Raw genomic sequence first — 18,004 nt, 5'->3', positions numbered from 1 at the left:
GAAGCCGGGGCAGCATCCTCGACGTTGCAGCCATCGATTGACTATTATCCCGCCTTGAACGTTTCAGCATGTTTCAATAGGGATACAGATGTCAGTCCAGGAACACCCCCCGCTCCCCAGTAAAAACACCGTCGCCAAGATGGAAGCCGCCATGGCACTGGGCAGCTTTGCCATCGGCACCGGCGAATTCGCCATCATGGGCCTGATGCCCGACATTGCCAGCAATTTGCAGTTGAGCGAACCGCAGGTGGGCCATGCCATCAGCGCGTATGCGCTGGGGGTAATGGTTGGCGCCCCGACACTGGCCATTCTCGGTGCCAAACTGCTGCGCAAGCACATGCTGCTGCTGTTGATGCTGCTGTATGCCGTGGGCAACCTGGCCACTGCCTTTGCCCCCTCGTTCGGTGGCCTGGTCGCATTTCGTTTCATCAGCGGCCTGCCCCACGGCGCCTACTTCGGCATTGCCGCAGTGGTGGCCTCGAGCATGGTCGCCAAGGATCAGCGCGCGGGGGCCGTTGCCCGGGTGATGATGGGCCTGACCTTGGCCATGTTGCTCGGCAACCCGGTTGCCACCTTCCTGGGCCAGTACTTCGGCTGGCGTTCGGCATTCGTGCTGGTCGGCGCGATCGCCCTGTGCACCATCGCCCTGGTCTGGCGTTTCGTGCCCCAGCGCCACGACGAAACACGCAGCGACCCGCGCAAGGAGCTCCAGGCCTTTGCCCTACCACAGGTATGGATGGCGCTGGCCATCGCTTCGATCGGTTTTGCCGGCATGTTCTGCGTGTTCAGCTACCTGGCACCGACCATGCTGCAAGTGACCCAGGTGTCGCCACAGTGGATTCCGTTCGGTCTGGCGGCGTTCGGCGTGGGCGGTATCGTCGGCAACATCGCTGGCGGCAAGCTGTTCGACCGCCTGCAGTTCCGCGCCGTGGGCTTGGTACTGATGTGGTCGGTCGCCGTGCTGCTGTTCTTTACCTTCGCCGCCCAGGCGCTGTGGAGCCTGCTGCTGGGCATCGGCCTGGTGGGCACCATGATCGCCTTGGCGGCACCGCTACAGATCCGCCTCATGGACATTGCCCATGAGGCGCCTAGCCTGGCAGCGGCGTCCAACCATGCGGCGTTCAACCTGGCCAATGCCCTGGGGCCGTGGCTGGGAGGCATGGCGATCACTGCCGGCATGGGCTGGACCAGCACCGGATACATCGGCGCCGCGACTGCGCTGGTTGGCCTGGGCATTTACCTGGTGGCGCGGCGGATGAAAGGCGGGCATTGAAGCCGGCATGGTCATAAAGGGTTACCCTACCCCTTTATGCACCCGCCACTGCCGAGTCATTCATGTTCGATTGGGAAGACCTGCGCCATTTCTCCGCCTTCAGCTCGGCCGGCTCGCTGTCGGCTGCTGCCAAGACCCTGGGTGTCGACCACGCCACCGTGGCCCGGCGCATCGCTTCGCTCGAGGCTTCGCTCCAGCTCAAGCTGGTCGACCGACGTCCCCGCGCTTATGCCCTCACCCACGAAGGCCAACGTGTTGCGGAACTCGCCGAGCAGATGGCCATGTCCTCTTTTGCCCTGGAGCATTTCGCCAGCGCCGGCCAACAGACAGTGGAAGGCGAAGTGGTGCTCTCGGCACCACCGGCGCTGCTGGGCAGCATCGTCGCCCGGCGCCTGGGCGAGCTGTACCAGCGCTACCCACAGCTGCGCCTGAAGCTGGTAGGCAGCAAATCCAAGGCATCCTTGGTCCGCCGCGAAGCTGACATCAGCATCGCCCTGGCCAGGCCGACAGAGCCAACTCTGGTGGTCAGCCTGCTGGGGCACCTGGATTACCGGCTGTATGCCTCGCCCGGTTACCTGGCCAGCGCAACGGTCAGGCGCTACATCGGCTACGACGAGTCTCAGGCCCGTTCCCCACAACAGCAATGGCTCAACCTCCAGGCCGGCCAGCAGCCGTTCGCATTGCACAGCAATGACCTGCGCATCCAGGCCCAAGCCTGTGCCGGCGGCATCGGCATCGCCTGCCTGCCCGCGTTCATGGCACAGGAACACGGTCTGAAAGAAGCAGGCAGCGCCCAACAGACAATGAGCATCGAAATCTGGCTGGCCGTGCATGAAGACGTGCGCGCCACACCGCGGATCAAGGCGGTTACCGACTTCCTTCAGCAACAGGTGCGGCCGCTGCTACGCTTGTGAATTCTTGCAGATGGCGCATGCATCAATACGGAATTTTCGCCCAACCCTGCCAGCGTTAGGCTAACTCCATCACTCACGCCCTTGAAGGAGACGACGATGCAGTACGTAAAGCTGGGTAGCACTGGGCTGGACATTTCAAGGCTGTGCCTGGGCTGCATGACCTTCGGTGAACCCGACGCCGGCACTCATCCCTGGACCTTGGGCGAAGACGCCAGCCGGCCGATCATTCGCCATGCCGTCGAGCAAGGCATCAACTTCTTCGACACTGCCAACAGCTATTCCGCCGGCACCTCGGAAATCATCCTCGGCAAACTCCTGAGGGAGTTTACCCGCCGTGAAGAAACCGTGATCGCCACCAAGGTGTTCTTCCCTGCCAACATGTGGGAAGGCGCCAGCCGGCCCAATGAGCAAGGCTTGTCACGCAAGGCGATCATGGCCAACATCGACGCCAGCCTCAGCCGCCTGGGCACAGACTACGTCGACCTTTACCAGATCCACCGCTGGGACTACCACACCCCCATCGAGGAAACCATGGAAGCTCTGCATGATGTGGTCAAGGCCGGCAAGGCGCGCTACATCGGTGCATCGTCGATGTATGCCTGGCAGTTCGCCAAGGCGCAGCAGGTAGCCGCCAACCATGGCTGGAGCCGCTTTGTGTCGATGCAGAACTACCTCAACCTGATCTACCGCGAAGAAGAGCGAGAGATGATCCCGCTGTGCCTGGATCAAGGCGTCGGCCTGATGCCCTGGAGCCCGATGGCGCGCGGCCGCCTGACACGACCGCATGGGCAGCAAACCCAACGCACGCGCACCGATGTATCCGGGCAGTCGTTCTATGAAAAGACCGAGGTGGAGGACGGCCGGGTAATCGATGTGGTCGAGCAGATCGCCAGCGAACGGGGGGTGCCGATGGCCCAGGTTGCGCTGGCCTGGGTGCTGGGTAGGGCCGGCGTCAGCGCCCCTATCGTCGGCGCTTCGAAGCCCGCCCACCTGGACGATGCCCTGGGCGCACTGTCACTGCAGCTGAGCGAGGACGAAGTGGCGCGCTTGCAGGCCCCTTACGTTCCCCACGCGGTCACCGGCTTCAAGTAGCAATGGCTTGCGGCAGTTCGATGCGCACCCGCAAGCCCCCTGTGGCGGCGGCCAGCGCGGTGATGCTGCCACCGTGCAAGGCGATGGCACGCTGGGCGATCGCCAGCCCCAGGCCGAAGCCATCGCTGCTGTCGGTGCCACGGTCGAACGGTTCGAAGATGCGCTGCAGGCGCGCCGGGTCGACGCCCGGGCCATGGTCGCTGACGCACACCTGCAACCATTGCCCACCTGGTGCCGGTGCGGCCTCCACCAATACCGCCGTGCCGGGCTTCGTGTAGCGCACGGCATTGCGGATGACGTTCTCGAAGGCCCGGTACAGGAGTTCTTCATGGCCATGCATGAGAAACGCGCCCTGAGCCAGCAAGGACACCTGGCACTGCTTCATGCCTGCCTCGAAACGGGCATCCTCGACGATCTGCGCCAGCAGTTCGACCACATCCACGCTGGCGAAGTCACTGTTGCCTTGACGGGACTGGGCACGGGCCAGGGTCAGCAGTTGCTCGATCAGGTCGTCCATGCGCCGCGACTCGCGCTCGACCCGCTCCAGCATGTCGGGCCGGTCGGGTTGCTGGCGCATCAGGCCTATGGCGGCATGCATGCGGGTAAGTGGTGAGCGCAGCTCATGGGAAATATCATGCAGCAGGTTCTGCTGGGCCTGCACCAGGGCCTTGAGCTGGCCGGCCATGCGGTCACAGTCCTCGGCCAGGTCGACGATTTCGTCACGGCGCTTGCCCAGCCGCGGCCTGACCCGCACATCGAAACGGCCTTGGGCAACCTGGCCCATGGCCTCGCGCAGCCAGGTCAGCGGCCGGGTCAGGTAAAAGCTGCACAACAGCGCGAACAGCGCGCTCATCACCGCCCCAGTCACGAACGGGCCAAGGTTGCGTGGGCGCGGTGCCATACCGACACGGGTGGCCACCGAAGCGCGCAGCACCAGTGGGCGGCCGTCACGGTCGAGCAGTGCCTGCTCGAAGCGCGCCACGTGCACCGTTTGGCCAGCCAGCAAGCGGTCTTGATCGTCGTAAAGGCCTACTTGCACATCCTGCGGCTGTGGCGACACGTCAAGCAACTGGCGGCCGGCCCGCTCGCCATGCCGTTCGAGCATTTGCAGCTCGGTGGCCAGCAGCGAACGCAGCCCGGGGGTATCGCCGCGCAGCTCATTGAGCATGAAGGCCCCCGCCCCCACCAGGAAGGTCAGGGTATTGGCAAGCCAGAAGGCCAGGAACAGCTTCCAGAACAGACGCCGGCGCATCATTCGACGATCAGCATGTAGCCCATGCCGCGCACGCTCTGGATCCAGCTGCTGCCATCGGCACGCGGGCCAAGTTTTTGCCGGATGCTGCTGACGTGCACGTCGATGCGTCGGTCATAACGGGTCAGCGGCCGGCCCAGGGCATTGAGCGACAGGTCCTGCTTGCTGACCAGCTGACCGGCCTGGCGCGCCAGGGCTTCGAGCAGGCTGAACTCGGAGCCGGTCAATTCCAGCGTGGCTGCGCCCCAGCGCGCCTCGCGCCGCCCCGGCCACATTTTCAATGCGCCACTGCGTACCTGTTCAGGTACCTCGGGCGCGCTGGTTTCACCCATCAGGTATGGCTGCACGCGACGCAGTATTGCCCGCAGGCGTGCCACCAGCTCACCGGGAGAGCTGGGCTTGGGCACATAGTCATCGGCCCCCAGCTCCAGGCCGGCAATGCGGTCGATGTTGTCACCGCGTGCTGTCAGCAGCAGCACCGGCACCTGACTACGTGCACGCACGCGGCGCAGCACCTCGATACCGGAGATGCCTGGCAACATCACGTCCAGCACCACCACCTGGAAATGGCCGGACAACGCCAGGGTCTCGCCTTCCTCACCCGTGTCCGCGGCCGTTGCCTGGAAGCCTTCGCGCGCCAGGTACAAAGAGAGCATTTCAGTCAGTTCGCGGTCGTCGTCGACCAGCAGCACAGGGATCATCAGGGCCAGATATCGCAGTTGCAGGGGGTGCAATGATCGCCCTGCAAGCCGGCACTGTCACTGCCGCCCGGTCGGACTTTACACATCTTTACCCTCGGCTAACCGCGCCGTACACAGCCCGCCCGTATCCTCATCGCCCGCTGCTTGCGGGTCGCCCGCGCTTGCTGCCCTCCGAATCCGCTTGTCTGGAAACCCCGATGAACTACCCGCGCCTGTTGCTCTCCATCCTGCTGCTGAAAGCCACGTTGGCCCAGGCCTCACCGTTCAGGATCGCCGACATTCGCGTCAACGGCCTGCAGCGGGTTTCCGCTGGCAGTGTGTTCGGTGCCTTGCCGCTGAACGTCGGCGACCAGGCTGACGACCGCCGCCTGGTGGACTCGACGCGTTCCCTGTTCAAGACCGGGTTCTTCCAGGACATCCAGTTGAGCCGCGATGGCAATGTGCTGATCATCAACGTGGTCGAGCGCCCGTCGGTGTCGAGCATCGAGATTGAAGGCAACAAGGCGATCAGCACCGAAGACCTGATGAAGGGCCTGAAGCAATCGGGCCTGGCCGAAGGCGAGATCTTCCAGCGTGCCACCCTCGAAGGTGTGCGTAACGAGCTGCAGCGCCAGTACGTGGCCCAAGGCCGCTACTCGGCCGAGGTCGACGCCGAGGTGGTGCCGCAGCCGCGCAACCGTGTGGCGCTGAAGATCAAGATCAACGAAGGCACCGTCGCCGCCATCCAGCACATCAACATCGTTGGCAACAACGTATTCGATGATGAGACCCTGGGGCAGCTGTTCGAGCTGAAGACCACCAACTGGCTGTCGTTCTTCAAGAACGACGACAAGTACGCCCGTGAAAAACTCTCCGGTGACCTGGAGCGCCTGCGTTCCTACTACCTGGACCGCGGCTACATCAACATGGACATCGCCTCCACCCAGGTGTCCATCACGCCGGACAAGAAGCACGTCTACATCACCGTCAACATCAACGAAGGCGAGAAATACACCGTTCGCGACGTGAAGCTGTCCGGTGACCTCAAGGTGCCGGAAGACCAGGTCAAGTCGCTGCTGCTGGTGCAGCCGGGGCAGGTATTCTCGCGCAAGGTGATGACCACCACGTCCGAGCTGATCACCCGCCGGCTGGGTAACGAAGGCTACACCTTCGCTAACGTCAACGGCGTGCCGCAACCCAACGACCAGGACCACACGGTCGACATCATGTTCGTGGTCGACCCGGGCAAGCGTGCCTACGTCAACCGCATCAACTACCGCGGCAACACCAAGACCGAAGACGAAGTGCTGCGTCGCGAAATGCGCCAGATGGAAGGCGGCTGGGCGTCGACCTACCTGATCGACCAGTCCAAGACCCGTCTTGAGCGCCTGGGCTTCTTCAAGGAAGTCAACGTCGAGACCCCGCAGGTGCCTGGCACCGACGACCAGGTCGACGTCAACTACAGCGTCGAAGAGCAGGCCTCCGGCTCGATCACCGCCAGCGTCGGTTTCGCCCAGAGCGCCGGCCTGATCCTGGGTGGTTCGATCAGCCAGAGCAACTTCCTCGGTACCGGTAACAAGGTATCCATCGGCCTGACCCGTTCGGAATACCAGACCAAGTACAACTTCGGCTTCGTCGATCCCTACTTCACCGCCGACGGTGTCAGCCTGGGCTACAACCTGTTCTACAACAGCACCGACTACAGCGATTACTACGACGATGGTGTTTCGTACTATGCAATCAACAGCTACGGCGCCGGGGTCAGCTTTGGCTACCCGATCAACGAAACCTCGCGCCTGACCTACGGCCTGACCCTGCAGCACGACGACATTTCGCCCGGCACCTACAGCGCTGACGAGATCTACGATTTCATCTCCCGCGAAGGCAAGAGCTTCAACAACCTCAAGGCGTCGATCGGTTGGTCGGAATCTACCCTCAACAAAGGCGTACTGGCCACCCGGGGCCACTCGCAGAGCCTGACGCTGATGGCTACCACCCCTGGCAGCGACCTGTCGTTCTACAAACTCGACTACAACGGCCAGGCTTTCCTGCCGGTGACCAGCAACACCACGCTGCGCCTGCACACCAACCTGGGCTACGGCAACGGCTATGGCTCCACCGACGGCTTGCCGTTCTATGAAAGCTACAACGCCGGTGGGCAGGGGTCGGTACGCGGGTTCAAGGACGGCACCCTCGGCCCGCGCAGCACACCGGCTACCGGGGCCTATTCCAACGCTGGACAGGCTTACTATTCCGACCGCGACACCGATGTGCTGGGGGGCAATATCCTGATTACCGGCGGTGCCGAGTACCTGTTCCCGCTGCCCTTCGTGAAGGACCAGAGCCAACTGCGCAGCTCGGTGTTCGTCGATGCCGGCAACGTGTATGCCGACACCTGCTACCTGTCCACCACCCAAGGCTGCGGCAGCGTCGACCTGGCGCAGATGGCTGTGTCGCTGGGGGTTGGCGTGACCTGGTACAGCCCGATGGGGCCGCTGAGTTTCAGCCTGGCGGCGCCATTGAAAAAGCCGGATAACGCCGAAACCCAGGTGTTCCAGTTCTCGTTAGGGCAGACCTTCTGATGCTGCTCTTGAAATGAACCGCGCAGCACGGGGGTTGAGCATTACCCGCTTTTACCCCCGCTTTACCCAAGTTGACAGTCACCTTGCCTAAGCTGGCCAGCACTCGAACCCCGCCCAGCAGGACACCCTCATGCCTCCGTTCACACCCTGTTTCCCTACATCACTGCGCGAAAATGAAATACCCGTCGCCCTGCTCGATCTGGTGCAGGAACGCCTGGCCACCCTGCTTGGCCCACGCTTCACGGTGGTACTGGGCGGTAGCGGCAACGGCGATGGTGTCAGTCATTACCACCTGGCAATCCAGCACAACCAGAGCGGGGTTTCCCTGGAGGACTACGGTGACGTCGGTGCCGGTTTCGTCGAGCACCTGCTGCGCATGGGCACCGAGGTGCGGGACATGCTCGACTCAGCCACATTCAGCCGTATGGGCAGCGACGACCCTGGCCGACCATTGGTATGGCTCCGCGAGCTGGTCAGCCCCGGGGAAACCATTACAATGCCCGGCCCAACCTGAAATATGTTTTCCCCATGAAATCACTGCTTTACGCCGTAACCTTATTATTTTCCTTTACCCTCCCCGCTCTGGCCAACCCGCCGGCCACCTTCACCGAAGCCAAGGTGGTGGCCAAGCAGAAGGTCTACCTGGACCAGGCCAGCAGTGCCATGGGCGACCTGTACTGCGGTTGCAAATGGACCTGGGTGGGCAAGTCTGGCGGGCGCATCGACGCTGCCTCGTGTGGTTACCAGACACGCAAGCAGCAGAACCGTGCCGAACGCACCGAGTGGGAACACATCGTGCCCGCCCACACCTTCGGCAACCAGCGCCAGTGCTGGAAGAACGGCGGCCGTGAGCACTGCGTGGACAACGACCCGGTGTTCCGCGCCATGGAGGCCGACCTGTTCAACCTTTACCCGGCCGTGGGTGAGGTCAACGGTGACCGCAGCAACTTCAACTACGGCATGGTCACTGGCAATGCCGGCGAATACGGCCAATGCACCACCAAGGTCGATTTCGTCCAGCGCACCGCCGAACCGCGTGACGAAGTCAAAGGCCTGGTGGCCCGCACCACGTTCTACATGTTCGACCGCTACAAGCTGAACATGTCGCGCCAACAGCAACAGCTGCTGATGGCCTGGGACAAGCAACACCCCGTGTCGGCCTGGGAGAAAGAACGCGACCGGCGCATTGCCGCGATCATGGGCCATGCCAACCCGTTCGTAAGCGGCGAACGCAAGTGGACTGCCGGCTACAAGCCGGTTGGCAGCGGCGTGGTAGAGGCGGTGCCGGTAAACGCAGCCAAGCCAGAGGCCAAACCAAGCCTGGCCAGCGCCGGTTCGGTCGGCGCCGTGCTTGGCAACCGCAACAGCCACGTCTATCACCTGTCAGTCGGCTGCCCGGGCTACAACCAGGTTACAGCGAAGAACCAGGTTACCTTCGCAAACGAAGGTGAAGCGCAGGCAGCGGGGTATCGCAAGGCAGGCAACTGCCGCTGACCGTTTCAAAGGCTGCGCGGCCCCTGTGGGAGCGGGGGCGCGTCAGCCGTTGACCAGGTTTACCGGCCGCTCACCGGCCAGCGCGCTGAGCAGGTTGTCCACCGCGCAACGCGCCATGGCCTGGCGGGTTTCCTCGGTCGCCGAGCCGATATGCGGGGTCGCTACCACGTTATCCAGCTGCAACAGCGGCGAGTCGATCGGCAGTGGCTCGTGCACGAACACGTCCAGCCCCGCACCGCGGATGCGCCTGGCCCGCAGCGCTTCGATCAGCGCCTGCTCATCCACCACACGCCCGCGTGAGATGTTCACCAGTATTGCGTCAGGCTTCATCAACGCAAGTTCCCGTGCGCCTATCAGGCCTTCGGTGCTGGCGCTCAATGGCACCGTCAGGCAAACGAAATCTGCCTGCTGCAACAGCTCATCCAGGCTGCACTGGCATGCGGCATAGCGTGCTTCCACCTCGGGCTTGGCACGCTGGCTGTGATACAGCACGCGCATGCCAAAACCAGCGGCCGCGCGCCGGGCCAGGGCCTCGCCAATGCGGCCCATGCCGACGATGCCTAGCGTCTTGCCATGCACATCACTGCCAAAATGCGCCGGCCCCAGGTTGGCCTGCCAACGGCCGTCACGCACCCAGTTCGCCAGCTCCACCACCCGCCTGGCGGTAGCCAGGATCAAGGCAAAGCCTGTGTCGGCCGTGGTTTCGGTCAACACGTCGGGCGTGTTGGTGAGCATCACACCACGCCTGCTGAGTTCAGCAATGTCGTAGTTGTCCACGCCTACCGAAACGCTCGACACCACTTCCAGTTGCGGGGCAAGGTCGAGCAGGCTGGCATCCAGGCGCAGGCTGGCCCCCAACAACCCGTGCGCCCCCGGTAACGCATCGCGCAGGCGGGCCAGGGCATCGGGCTGGGTGGTGTCCACCCAGGTCACCTCGACGCGATCTTGCAGGCGTGCCATCAAGTCGTCGGACAGGCGTTTATACAGGACGATTCGCTTCTTCATTGCAGGTTTCCTAATGGTTCATGGCCAGACGCGAGCTATCGCGCTTTGCCCGGCCAGAGGTCTGGGAAGTATTGAGCGCAGCGGTAAGCGCCACTGCAGTCAGCAGCGCACCACACATGAACAGGTAAGAGGCGCCGGGCCCGCCCGTAGCCCCATTGAGGTAGCCCACCAGCCACGAGCCGCCAAACGAGCCCAGCGCCCCCATGCTGTTGATCAGCGCCATGGCGCCGCCTGCGACGTTGGCCGGCAGGATCTCGGGCACGATCGCGAAGAACGGGCCATAAGGGGCGTACATGCAGGCACCAGCGACCACCAGCAATGCATACGACAGCCAGAAATGCTCGCTGCCCAAGGCGTAGGAACCATAGAACGCCAACGCGGCAATCAGCAGCGGCGGCCAGACGAAGCGCTTGCGCTTTTGCAGGCGGTCGGACGCCCAGGACACGCCCACCATTGCCAGCACCGCCGCCAGGTAAGGCACCGAGGCCAGCCAGCCGGCCTGCACGATATCGACGTTCGCCGCCTGCTTGAGGATCGACGGCAGCCACAGCACGAAGCCATACACGCCGATGCTCCAGCAGAAGTACTGCAGCGCCAGGATGATCACTTGCGGCGAGCGGAACGCTTCGCGGTAGTTCTTTACAGGCTTGATACCCTGCTGCTCGGCAGCCAGCGCCTGCGCCAGGGCGGCCTTTTCCTGCTCGCTCAGCCAAGCCACCTGGGCCGGGCGGTCATCCACCAGGCGCCACCAGAAGAACGCCCAGATCACGGCAGGCAGGCCTTCGATGATGAACATCCAGCGCCAGTCGTAATGCTTGATCAGGTAACCGGACACCACCGACATCCACAGAATGGTCACCGGGTTGCCCAGCATCAGGAAGGTGTTGGCGCGTGAACGCTCGGCCCGGGTGAACCAATGGCACAGGTACACCAGCATGGCCGGCATGACCGCAGCCTCCACCACCCCGAGCAGGAAGCGGATGCCGATCAGCATGTAGACGTTGCTGACCATGCCGGTAAGCGTGGCAAGGCCGCCCCACAGGATCAGGCAGACGAAGATGAGCTTCTTCACGCTGCGCTTTTCAGCGTAGATGGCGCCGGGCACCTGGAAGAAGAAGTAACCGAGAAAGAACAGCGCACCCAACAACGAAGACAGCACCGGGGTGATGTGCAGGTCTTCGGCCATGCCGGAGGCGGCGGCGAAGCCGTAGTTGGCGCGGTCCAGGTACGCCAGGCTGTAGGTGACGAACACAATCGGGATGATGTACCACCAGCGGCGAGGTGCCAGGCTTTGGCTTTGCATGGTTTGTTTCTCCTGAGCTTGTTGTTTTTGTTGCAACAGGTGATTCGGGATCGGCTCATGCGCTTCTGCGCAGGTCGTAGGCCTCCAGCTCATGGCGCAGCGGCAGCCCTTCCATGTCGCCACGCGACTGCACGGCACGGCTGCCGCACCAGTTGCCGCGCGCTACCGCCTCGGCTACCGGACGGCCCTCCAGTAGCGCGCTGAGCACACCGACGGCAAAGGCATCACCTGCACCGACGGTGTCCACCACGCGGCTGACTGGCACGGGGGCTACCTGCCCTTCGCCCTTGGCGCTGCGGAAGTAGGCGCCAGCGTCGCCCAGCTTGATCACCACCAGTTCCACCCCTTGGTCCAGGTAGAACGCGGCGATATCGGCCGGGGTGTGCTGACCGGTCAGCAACCGCCCCTCTTCCAGCCCCGGTAAAACCCAGTCGGCCTTGGCCGCCAGGGCATTGATTTCACGCACCATGCTGCTTTGATCGGGCCACAGCGAGGGGCGCAGGTTGGGGTCGAACGATATGCTGCGACCGGCTGCGCGCATCCCGTCCAACAGCGCGTGGGACAGCGCCCGACAGCTGTCCGACAGCGCCAGCGGAATACCGGTAGCGTGCACGTGGCGAGCCTGCAGCCAAACGGGGCTCACCATCGCAGCTGACAGCCTGCTGGCCGCCGAACCGCGGCGAAAGTACTCCACTGCCGGGTCGCTGCCATCCTCGCTGCGGGCCTTGAGCTGAAAGCCCGTCGGGTAGTTGGCATCCACCTCGACACCGGAACAGTCCAGGCCTTCGCAGCGCAAGCTGTCGAGCACGAAACGGCCCAGCGAATCGTCACCAACCCGGCTCAGCCAGCGCACCTTGAAGCCCAGCCGCGCCAGGCCGATCGCCACGTTGCTGTCGGCGCCGGCGATGCGTTTGCCAAACTGCCCGACACCGGCCAGGTCACCGGCTTGCTCGGCGACGAACATGGCCATGGTTTCGCCGAAACACAGCACGTCATGTTCATGCATGGTCCAGCTCCTGCGCAGCGCCCAGTGCAGAAAGGTGACGCACCTGGGCCCGGGTCAGCGCCAGCAGGTCTTCGCCCACCAGGGGGTACTCGACGGCGCGCACCACGCCCGGCGCGAACTCGGCCATCAGCGCTGCCCACGCTTGCAGGTCCGCTGCTTGCGGCGGTATGGCAACCAGACGGCCATCGGCCCGGCGCTGCACAGCCTTGCAATGCACATAGCGCACCCAACGGCCTAGCTGCCTTGCAGCTTGCGGCGCAGGCTCGCCCTGCCACTGCCAGTTACCGATATCGAACGTCATGCCCAGGCGCAGCCCAAGCGGGTCGACACGCTGGAAAAACTGCAGCATCGGTTCGATCCTGCCACCTTGTGCGGTCTGATCGTTTTCCACCAGCAACAGAGGCCCCTGCGCAGGCAGCAGCGACGCCAGGGCCGTCACATCGCAGTGCTCATCGAAGTGCCCCAAGGAAACCTTCAGCGCCACTGCGCCAAGCGCCCGGGCTATTTCCAGCTTCTGCACCAGCAGCGGGTCGGGCACGCCTTGCGCGGTCCACAGTTCAAGGGGGGTGGAGTACAGGCATTCCAGGCGCAGCGCGGCAATGACCCTGCCCAGCGCAGCTGCGTCCGGTGCGCTGGCGAACAATTCTTCGCGCAATTCGACGCGGCTGACGCCAGCGGCTGCCAGCAGGTCCAGAAACTGCTCCTGGCCACGTTGGCGCACAAAGTCGGCGCCGTAGCTGGAGAGACTGATGGAAACGGGGTTCGCTTGCATTGTTCTTGTCCTTATGAAACCGGTTTCATTTTTGATCAACAGCAGGCGCAAGCCTGCCGTTTTCTTACTGGGGTTGGGTTGAACCGCGGATGATCAGGTTGGCCTTGAAGTCGATGCGCCGGGCTGCGCCGCTGTCGCCGCGCAAGCGACCGAGCAGGCTTTCGAAGGCCGCCACGCCGATACGCTCGGTGGGCTGGGCCAGTGCGGTGATGCCTTTGCCGACCAAGGGGTACCAGTCGAGGTCGTCGAGGGCGATCAGCCCGACATCGGCAACCAGGTTGCGCCCGGCCTCGAGCAGCGCCCGGGTGACCGCCAAGGTGGCAACGCCGTTGAAGGTGAAGATGGCTTGCGGACCATGACCACTGTGGGCAAGAAACGAAGCCAGTTGGCCCTGCAGCCCGGCGCCGATTTCCAGTACCTGCTGACGCATGCCTGGCCGTCGGCTGATCGACGCGCCGAATGCCTGCACCCGCTCCAGGCGTGAACTGGTGCCATCGAGGGGTTCGCTGACCGCCAGGATGTCGCGGTAGCCCTGGGCTTGCAGGTGGTCCAGGGCCTGCTCGACTGCGTCAGCATTGTCCAGGCCGACAAGGTCCACATTCAGCTCGGGCAATTGGCGGTCGACCAGCACCATGGGGATGTCACGCTGCAGGTTGAGCAGCTCGCCGGGGTGGTGGCCGAGCGTGTTCACGATCAGCCCTTCGACGTTGTAGCTCTGCAGGGCCACCAGGTGGTGACGCTCCTGCTCGTCGTCGCGGTTGGTGTTGCACACCACCAGGCTGTAACCATGCTGACGGCAGGCGGTTTCCACGCCGTGCATCACGGCCACTGAATAGGGGTTGAGGATATCGGCCACCAGCATGCCGATCAGTCGCGTCTGGCCGCGCTTTAGGCCGCGAGCCATCTGGTTGGGGCGATAGCCGAGGCGTTCGATGACCTCTTCCAGCCGCTTGGCCGTGGCTTCGGCCAGCAATTGGCGGTCGCCACCGATGTAACGGGAGACGGTGGCTTTGGAAACGCCAGCAACACGCGCCACTTCACTGATGGTGACCCGTTCGCGGGTATGGGCAGGCGCGTCGGTCATGGGTTTTCCTTATGATTGTTTTAATAGTGATGAAACCGGTTTCAATACAGCAAAAATGCGCGGGTTCGTCAACAGGCCGTTGGTCGGGCACGAAGACAGGAAATGTTAAATCGCATTAAGAATATTGCATAGGCCATTGATATTAATAGATTTAGATCTACGGGATCGGGATTAGGGATGGCACAGGCTTCGCCCGTGTTCGCGGGTAAACCCGCTTCTATCAAACAAAAGATAACCCACTGTTCTTTCTAGCGAAAAAAACAGGCGCGCGGGGTCAATGGCGGCGAAGTGTTCACTCTTCTATACGTGGTCACAGCAAGCTGTGCCGACAGGGATTAACGCCGATGCCATTTGGGCCACTCTCTCATTCGGGAGCAAAGCAGCACACCAGTGCGGTCTACGGCCTCTTTCCCGCGCATTGGGAACCATAGCAAAGTATTCGGCGGCTGACCTACCCGGATCAGTCGGCGAATGCTTTTCTAGATCTCGATGTCAGTGCAGATCTGACGTCATGCGCATCCTGTTTGCTGTGCGACAGCGCAGCCCGGAAGGGCTGGGTGATCTCTCATCAAACAAAATGCAACCCATTGTTTTCTAAGCACTCAAGCGGCCACCAGTTGATACCCCAGTTTCCGGGCTTTGCGAAGCAAAGCCCGGACCTGCCGGTCTTGGCTTCTGGCTTCGAACTCCTCAAGACCTTGTTCAACATAAGCCTGCTTCTTGGTTAACAGGTTGTACACCAGACGTGCCAACTGATGCGCAGTGGCTTTGATGGCGCAGCTGGTATCCATTCGAGTCAGTCTGGCTCGGTGCGATGCGCCAATGAAACCCTTGTCGTTACGGGCATTGGATGCAGCCTGCTTGAGTGCTTGCGCTGCTCGATTGACTATTTTGGGCCCACCACCTGCCAGTCGATGACCGCCGGAAATTCGGGTAGGGGGAGCCAGTCCCAACCAAGAGCAGAAGTGCTGTGAGGACGGGAAGCGTGATAGATCTGTACCGATCTCCCCTGCCAGCACTAATGCAGTGTCCACCCCAATGGTTGGAATTGCGGTTAGGTCCACGCCAAGAACTTTCCACAAAGTCTGATGCAATACAGTCTGTTGGGCGCCGTTTCGGTGTGGGCTCCGTAAAGGCTTCTTGGATGGCTCTGGCTTGTTTTGCAGCACCGGCAACTGCTCTAACGCGGCTTTTATGGCGTCGTCACAATCTGCAATTTGCTGCTCCAGGAAGTCATAGGCAGCCAATTCCTGAGTTAGCGCATGCAAATGCTCGCGCCGCCAATTGCCATGAAGACTCCGAGCGACAGCCTCCTTGCCTGCCTTGATGCGGCGGTCGGTTAGTTCAGCCAGTTGCACTGGGTCCCGTTCACCTGCGCAGATGGCCCGCAAAATCTTCATGCCAGTTACACCGGAAATATCACTGATGACATTGGCCAGCTGGATGTTCATTTGGCTCATGGCCTTTTGCATCCGGTTCAGCGTCTGCGCCTGGTCTTTCACTTTGGAAGCACGCTGCCTGACCAATGACCGGACGCAGCAGGTCAGATCATCGGGGCGGAATGCGCCTCTGAGCAGTCCATGAGTCATCAGCTGCCAGATCCACTGGCAATCCAGCACATCTGATTTACGGCCCGTGATTTGCCGAGTTGCTCTGGCATTGACGAGATAAACGTCAAAACCGCGCTCGCTGAGAATCTCGTAAATTGGAATCCAATAAACCCCCGTGGATTCCATGGCAACGACCTTGATCCCCAGGCTTTCAAGCCAGTTAGCCATCTTGAGCAGGTCGTCAGTAAAGGACGTGAACGACTGGACGGGATTTTCGTGCCGGGGATCGACCGCCACGAAATGCTCTCGACCACCGACATCGATCGCCGCGCAATCGGGATGGACGACGGTAAAGCGTTGCTTGGAAGGCTTGCGCGCCATGATGAATCCTCGCAGGATAAAGGGCGCGCGGGGCACACGGTGGCGAAAGGGTTCACTCTCTCATACGTGGTCACAGCTGAATCAGCTGATGCCTACAGGGACTTCACGCCGATACCGTGCGGATCACTCTCCTACGCGGGTGTGCAGACACACACCAGTGCTGGCTACGATCTCTGTCCCGCGCACACGAACCCTAACAAAGCAAAAGGCGGCTGGCCCTACCGGGCCAACCGCCTTTTCTTTTTCAAAATGTCAGCGTCGCTGCGGAACTGAAGCCGTACACCTCATGTTTGCTGCGCGACAGCGCAGCCCGGAAGGGCTGGGTGATCTCCTACGGGCGAGGGCGCTGAAAAACACGTCAGCGAAGCGACTTTACATCACCGGCGGTGACGGCACTGCCTTGGTTACCCCAACTGCTGCGAATGAAATTCACCACCTCGGCAACCTCCTGGTCACTCAGGCGCCAGCCGAAAGCCGGCATGGTGAAGTTCGACGGTGCACTGTGCGTTGCCGGTACCGTGCCACCGGCGAGCACCACATGGATCAGCGACGTGGCATCCGCAGTCTGCACCACCGGGTTGCCGGCCAAAGCCGGGAACACGCGGGTGTAGCCCTGCCCGTCGGTGCGGTGGCAGGCCGCGCAGTTGTCGATGTACACCGCCGCCCCAGGCTTGCTGTCGTCACCCTTCCATAGCGCATCGGCTACCTGCTTGTCGTACACATGTAGCTGGTCATCCGGATTACTCGGCGGCAGGGTTTTCAGGTAGCGGGCGATAGCGGTCAGGTCGGCATCACTCATGTGCTGCATGCTGTGCTCGACCACATCGCTCATGCCGCCGAACACGGCGCTGCGATCACTGCGCCCAGTCTTGAGAAACTGCACCAACTGCGCTTCGCTCCAGCTGCCCAGGCCGTCTTTGTGATCGCCGATCGCCACGCAGGTTCTTGGCAATCCAGCCTTCCAGCGGCGCGCTGCCGGCCAGAAACTGCTCGCCATCGGCCGCACTCAGAGCCTTCTCCTGCATGGTCAGCGCCCGCGGCGTATGACAAGCGCCACAATGCCCAAGGCCCTCGACCAGGTACGCACCGCGGTTCACCACAGGGTCAGCTGTCGCCGATGCCTGCCAGGGCTTGGCCTCTGGTGCGAACACGCCGCGCCAGATTGCCAGTGGCCAGCGCATGCTCAGCGGCCAGGGAATGTCAGAGGCCTTGTTCGCCTGCTCGACAGGCGCCACGCCCTTCATGAAATAGGCGTAGAGCGCCTGCATGTCCTGCTCGCTGACCCGCGCATACGACGGGTATGGCATGGCCGGATAGAGCGTACTGCCGTCCTTGCCGATCCCCCTGCGTACGGCCTGGTCGAAGTCTTCGAAGCTGTACTGGCCAATGCCACTGGCCGCCGGGGTGATGTTGGTGGAGTACACCGTGCCAATCGGCGTTTCCATCGGCAACCCGCCGGCAAAGGGTTTGCCGCCTTTGGCGGTATGGCAGGCCACGCAGTCACCGGCGCGGGCCAGGTACTCGCCCAGGCGTACCTGCGCATCGTCATTCGCTACGGCCTGTGCAGCCGCACCGGCGCCCAGCACCAGGGTGGCGATCAACAGTGTCTTCATGCT

At 62.5% G+C, this 18,004-nt stretch carries 14 protein-coding genes and 1 pseudogene; 6 read left to right on the top strand and 9 right to left on the bottom strand.

The genetic code is table 11. From position 1 onward, the window contains the following. Positions 1 to 88: 88 nt before the first annotated feature. The 3 genes from LU682_RS13175 (at position 89) to LU682_RS13165 (ending at position 3,279) form a co-directional block, all read left to right on the top strand. Positions 89 to 1,273 carry an MFS transporter gene (locus LU682_RS13175; RefSeq protein WP_010954241.1) on the top strand — a complete coding sequence of 395 codons (1,185 nt, stop codon included), beginning with the start codon at positions 89 to 91 and terminating at the stop codon, positions 1,271 to 1,273. 62 nt (positions 1,274 to 1,335) lie between these two features. After that, positions 1,336 to 2,187: a LysR family transcriptional regulator gene (locus tag LU682_RS13170; protein ID WP_060489927.1), complete on the top strand. Its 852-nt coding sequence runs from the start codon at positions 1,336 to 1,338 to the stop codon at positions 2,185 to 2,187. A gap of 96 nt (positions 2,188 to 2,283) precedes the next feature. Beyond that, positions 2,284 to 3,279, top strand: coding sequence for an aldo/keto reductase (locus LU682_RS13165; RefSeq protein WP_010954243.1), 996 nt, complete (start codon positions 2,284 to 2,286; stop codon positions 3,277 to 3,279). Here the strand turns inward: LU682_RS13165 and LU682_RS13160 are convergent. Together LU682_RS13160 and LU682_RS13155 are read right to left on the bottom strand one after the other, a co-directional pair. Next, entirely contained in the window at positions 3,272 to 4,534 is a 1,263-nt protein-coding gene (locus tag LU682_RS13160) for a HAMP domain-containing sensor histidine kinase (protein WP_049588293.1), read from the bottom strand. The genes LU682_RS13165 and LU682_RS13160 overlap by 8 nt on opposite strands. Beyond that, positions 4,531 to 5,232, bottom strand: coding sequence for a response regulator transcription factor (locus tag LU682_RS13155; RefSeq protein ID WP_010954245.1), 702 nt, complete (start codon positions 5,230 to 5,232; stop codon positions 4,531 to 4,533). Before LU682_RS13155 ends, LU682_RS13160 begins: the two co-directional genes overlap by 4 nt. Before the next feature lie 197 nt (positions 5,233 to 5,429). Between LU682_RS13155 and bamA the strand changes: the two genes are divergently transcribed. From bamA to LU682_RS13140, 3 genes are all read left to right on the top strand, one after another. Continuing rightward, positions 5,430 to 7,793, top strand: a complete 2,364-nt coding sequence (gene bamA, locus LU682_RS13150; protein ID WP_010954246.1) for an outer membrane protein assembly factor BamA — start codon at positions 5,430 to 5,432, stop codon at positions 7,791 to 7,793. Positions 7,794 to 7,923: 130 nt separating this feature from the next. Continuing rightward, entirely contained in the window at positions 7,924 to 8,307 is a 384-nt protein-coding gene (locus LU682_RS13145) for a hypothetical protein (RefSeq protein WP_010954247.1), read from the top strand. A gap of 14 nt (positions 8,308 to 8,321) precedes the next feature. Continuing rightward, positions 8,322 to 9,287: an endonuclease gene (locus LU682_RS13140; protein WP_010954248.1), complete on the top strand. Its 966-nt coding sequence runs from the start codon at positions 8,322 to 8,324 to the stop codon at positions 9,285 to 9,287. Positions 9,288 to 9,329: 42 nt separating this feature from the next. Here LU682_RS13140 and LU682_RS13135 read toward each other — a convergent pair whose 3' ends face one another. From LU682_RS13135 to LU682_RS13105, 7 genes and pseudogenes are all read right to left on the bottom strand, one after another. Continuing rightward, positions 9,330 to 10,292: a 2-hydroxyacid dehydrogenase gene (locus tag LU682_RS13135; RefSeq protein ID WP_010954249.1), complete on the bottom strand. Its 963-nt coding sequence runs from the start codon at positions 10,290 to 10,292 to the stop codon at positions 9,330 to 9,332. A 10-nt stretch (positions 10,293 to 10,302) separates the two neighbouring features. Continuing rightward, positions 10,303 to 11,595 (bottom strand): MFS transporter, encoded by a 1,293-nt coding sequence (locus LU682_RS13130; protein WP_010954250.1) that lies wholly within the window; start codon positions 11,593 to 11,595, stop codon positions 10,303 to 10,305. 55 nt (positions 11,596 to 11,650) lie between these two features. Then, positions 11,651 to 12,601 carry a sugar kinase gene (locus LU682_RS13125; protein WP_010954251.1) on the bottom strand — a complete coding sequence of 317 codons (951 nt, stop codon included), beginning with the start codon at positions 12,599 to 12,601 and terminating at the stop codon, positions 11,651 to 11,653. Next, positions 12,594 to 13,373: a xylose isomerase gene (locus LU682_RS13120; RefSeq protein WP_010954252.1), complete on the bottom strand. Its 780-nt coding sequence runs from the start codon at positions 13,371 to 13,373 to the stop codon at positions 12,594 to 12,596. Before LU682_RS13120 ends, LU682_RS13125 begins: the two co-directional genes overlap by 8 nt. A 64-nt stretch (positions 13,374 to 13,437) precedes the next feature. Then, complete coding sequence (gene ptxS / locus LU682_RS13115) at positions 13,438 to 14,457, bottom strand: transcriptional regulator PtxS (RefSeq protein WP_010954253.1); 1,020 nt, start codon at positions 14,455 to 14,457, stop codon at positions 13,438 to 13,440. 602 nt (positions 14,458 to 15,059) lie between these two features. After that, positions 15,060 to 16,388 carry an IS110-like element ISPpu9 family transposase gene (locus LU682_RS13110; RefSeq protein ID WP_010953496.1) on the bottom strand — a complete coding sequence of 443 codons (1,329 nt, stop codon included), beginning with the start codon at positions 16,386 to 16,388 and terminating at the stop codon, positions 15,060 to 15,062. 358 nt (positions 16,389 to 16,746) lie between these two features. Next, positions 16,747 to 18,001, bottom strand: a pseudogene (locus tag LU682_RS13105) (c-type cytochrome). Positions 18,002 to 18,004 lie beyond the last annotated feature (3 nt).

Origin of the sequence: Pseudomonas alloputida, assembly GCF_021283545.2 — a bacterium.
Classification (GTDB): domain Bacteria; phylum Pseudomonadota; class Gammaproteobacteria; order Pseudomonadales; family Pseudomonadaceae; genus Aquipseudomonas; species Aquipseudomonas alloputida.
Note: the sequence above shows the minus strand (reverse complement) of the source record. Positions and strands in the feature narration are given on the sequence as shown.

What these genes read in the sequence shown, in the direction of transcription:
- LU682_RS13135 (WP_010954249.1), bottom strand. Translation starts at nt 10,292, where the DNA reads ATGAAGAAGCGAATCGTCCTGTATAAACGCCTGTCCGACGACTTGATG.
- LU682_RS13170 (WP_060489927.1), top strand. Translation starts at nt 1,336, where the DNA reads ATGTTCGATTGGGAAGACCTGCGCCATTTCTCCGCCTTCAGCTCGGCC.
- LU682_RS13165 (WP_010954243.1), top strand. Translation starts at nt 2,284, where the DNA reads ATGCAGTACGTAAAGCTGGGTAGCACTGGGCTGGACATTTCAAGGCTG.
- LU682_RS13110 (WP_010953496.1), bottom strand. Translation starts at nt 16,388, where the DNA reads ATGGCGCGCAAGCCTTCCAAGCAACGCTTTACCGTCGTCCATCCCGAT.
- LU682_RS13125 (WP_010954251.1), bottom strand. Translation starts at nt 12,601, where the DNA reads ATGCATGAACATGACGTGCTGTGTTTCGGCGAAACCATGGCCATGTTC.
- LU682_RS13175 (WP_010954241.1), top strand. Translation starts at nt 89, where the DNA reads ATGTCAGTCCAGGAACACCCCCCGCTCCCCAGTAAAAACACCGTCGCC.
- ptxS (WP_010954253.1), bottom strand. Translation starts at nt 14,457, where the DNA reads ATGACCGACGCGCCTGCCCATACCCGCGAACGGGTCACCATCAGTGAA.
- LU682_RS13130 (WP_010954250.1), bottom strand. Translation starts at nt 11,595, where the DNA reads ATGCAAAGCCAAAGCCTGGCACCTCGCCGCTGGTGGTACATCATCCCG.
- LU682_RS13145 (WP_010954247.1), top strand. Translation starts at nt 7,924, where the DNA reads ATGCCTCCGTTCACACCCTGTTTCCCTACATCACTGCGCGAAAATGAA.
- LU682_RS13140 (WP_010954248.1), top strand. Translation starts at nt 8,322, where the DNA reads ATGAAATCACTGCTTTACGCCGTAACCTTATTATTTTCCTTTACCCTC.
- LU682_RS13155 (WP_010954245.1), bottom strand. Translation starts at nt 5,232, where the DNA reads ATGATCCCTGTGCTGCTGGTCGACGACGACCGCGAACTGACTGAAATG.
- LU682_RS13160 (WP_049588293.1), bottom strand. Translation starts at nt 4,534, where the DNA reads ATGATGCGCCGGCGTCTGTTCTGGAAGCTGTTCCTGGCCTTCTGGCTT.
- bamA (WP_010954246.1), top strand. Translation starts at nt 5,430, where the DNA reads ATGAACTACCCGCGCCTGTTGCTCTCCATCCTGCTGCTGAAAGCCACG.
- LU682_RS13120 (WP_010954252.1), bottom strand. Translation starts at nt 13,373, where the DNA reads ATGCAAGCGAACCCCGTTTCCATCAGTCTCTCCAGCTACGGCGCCGAC.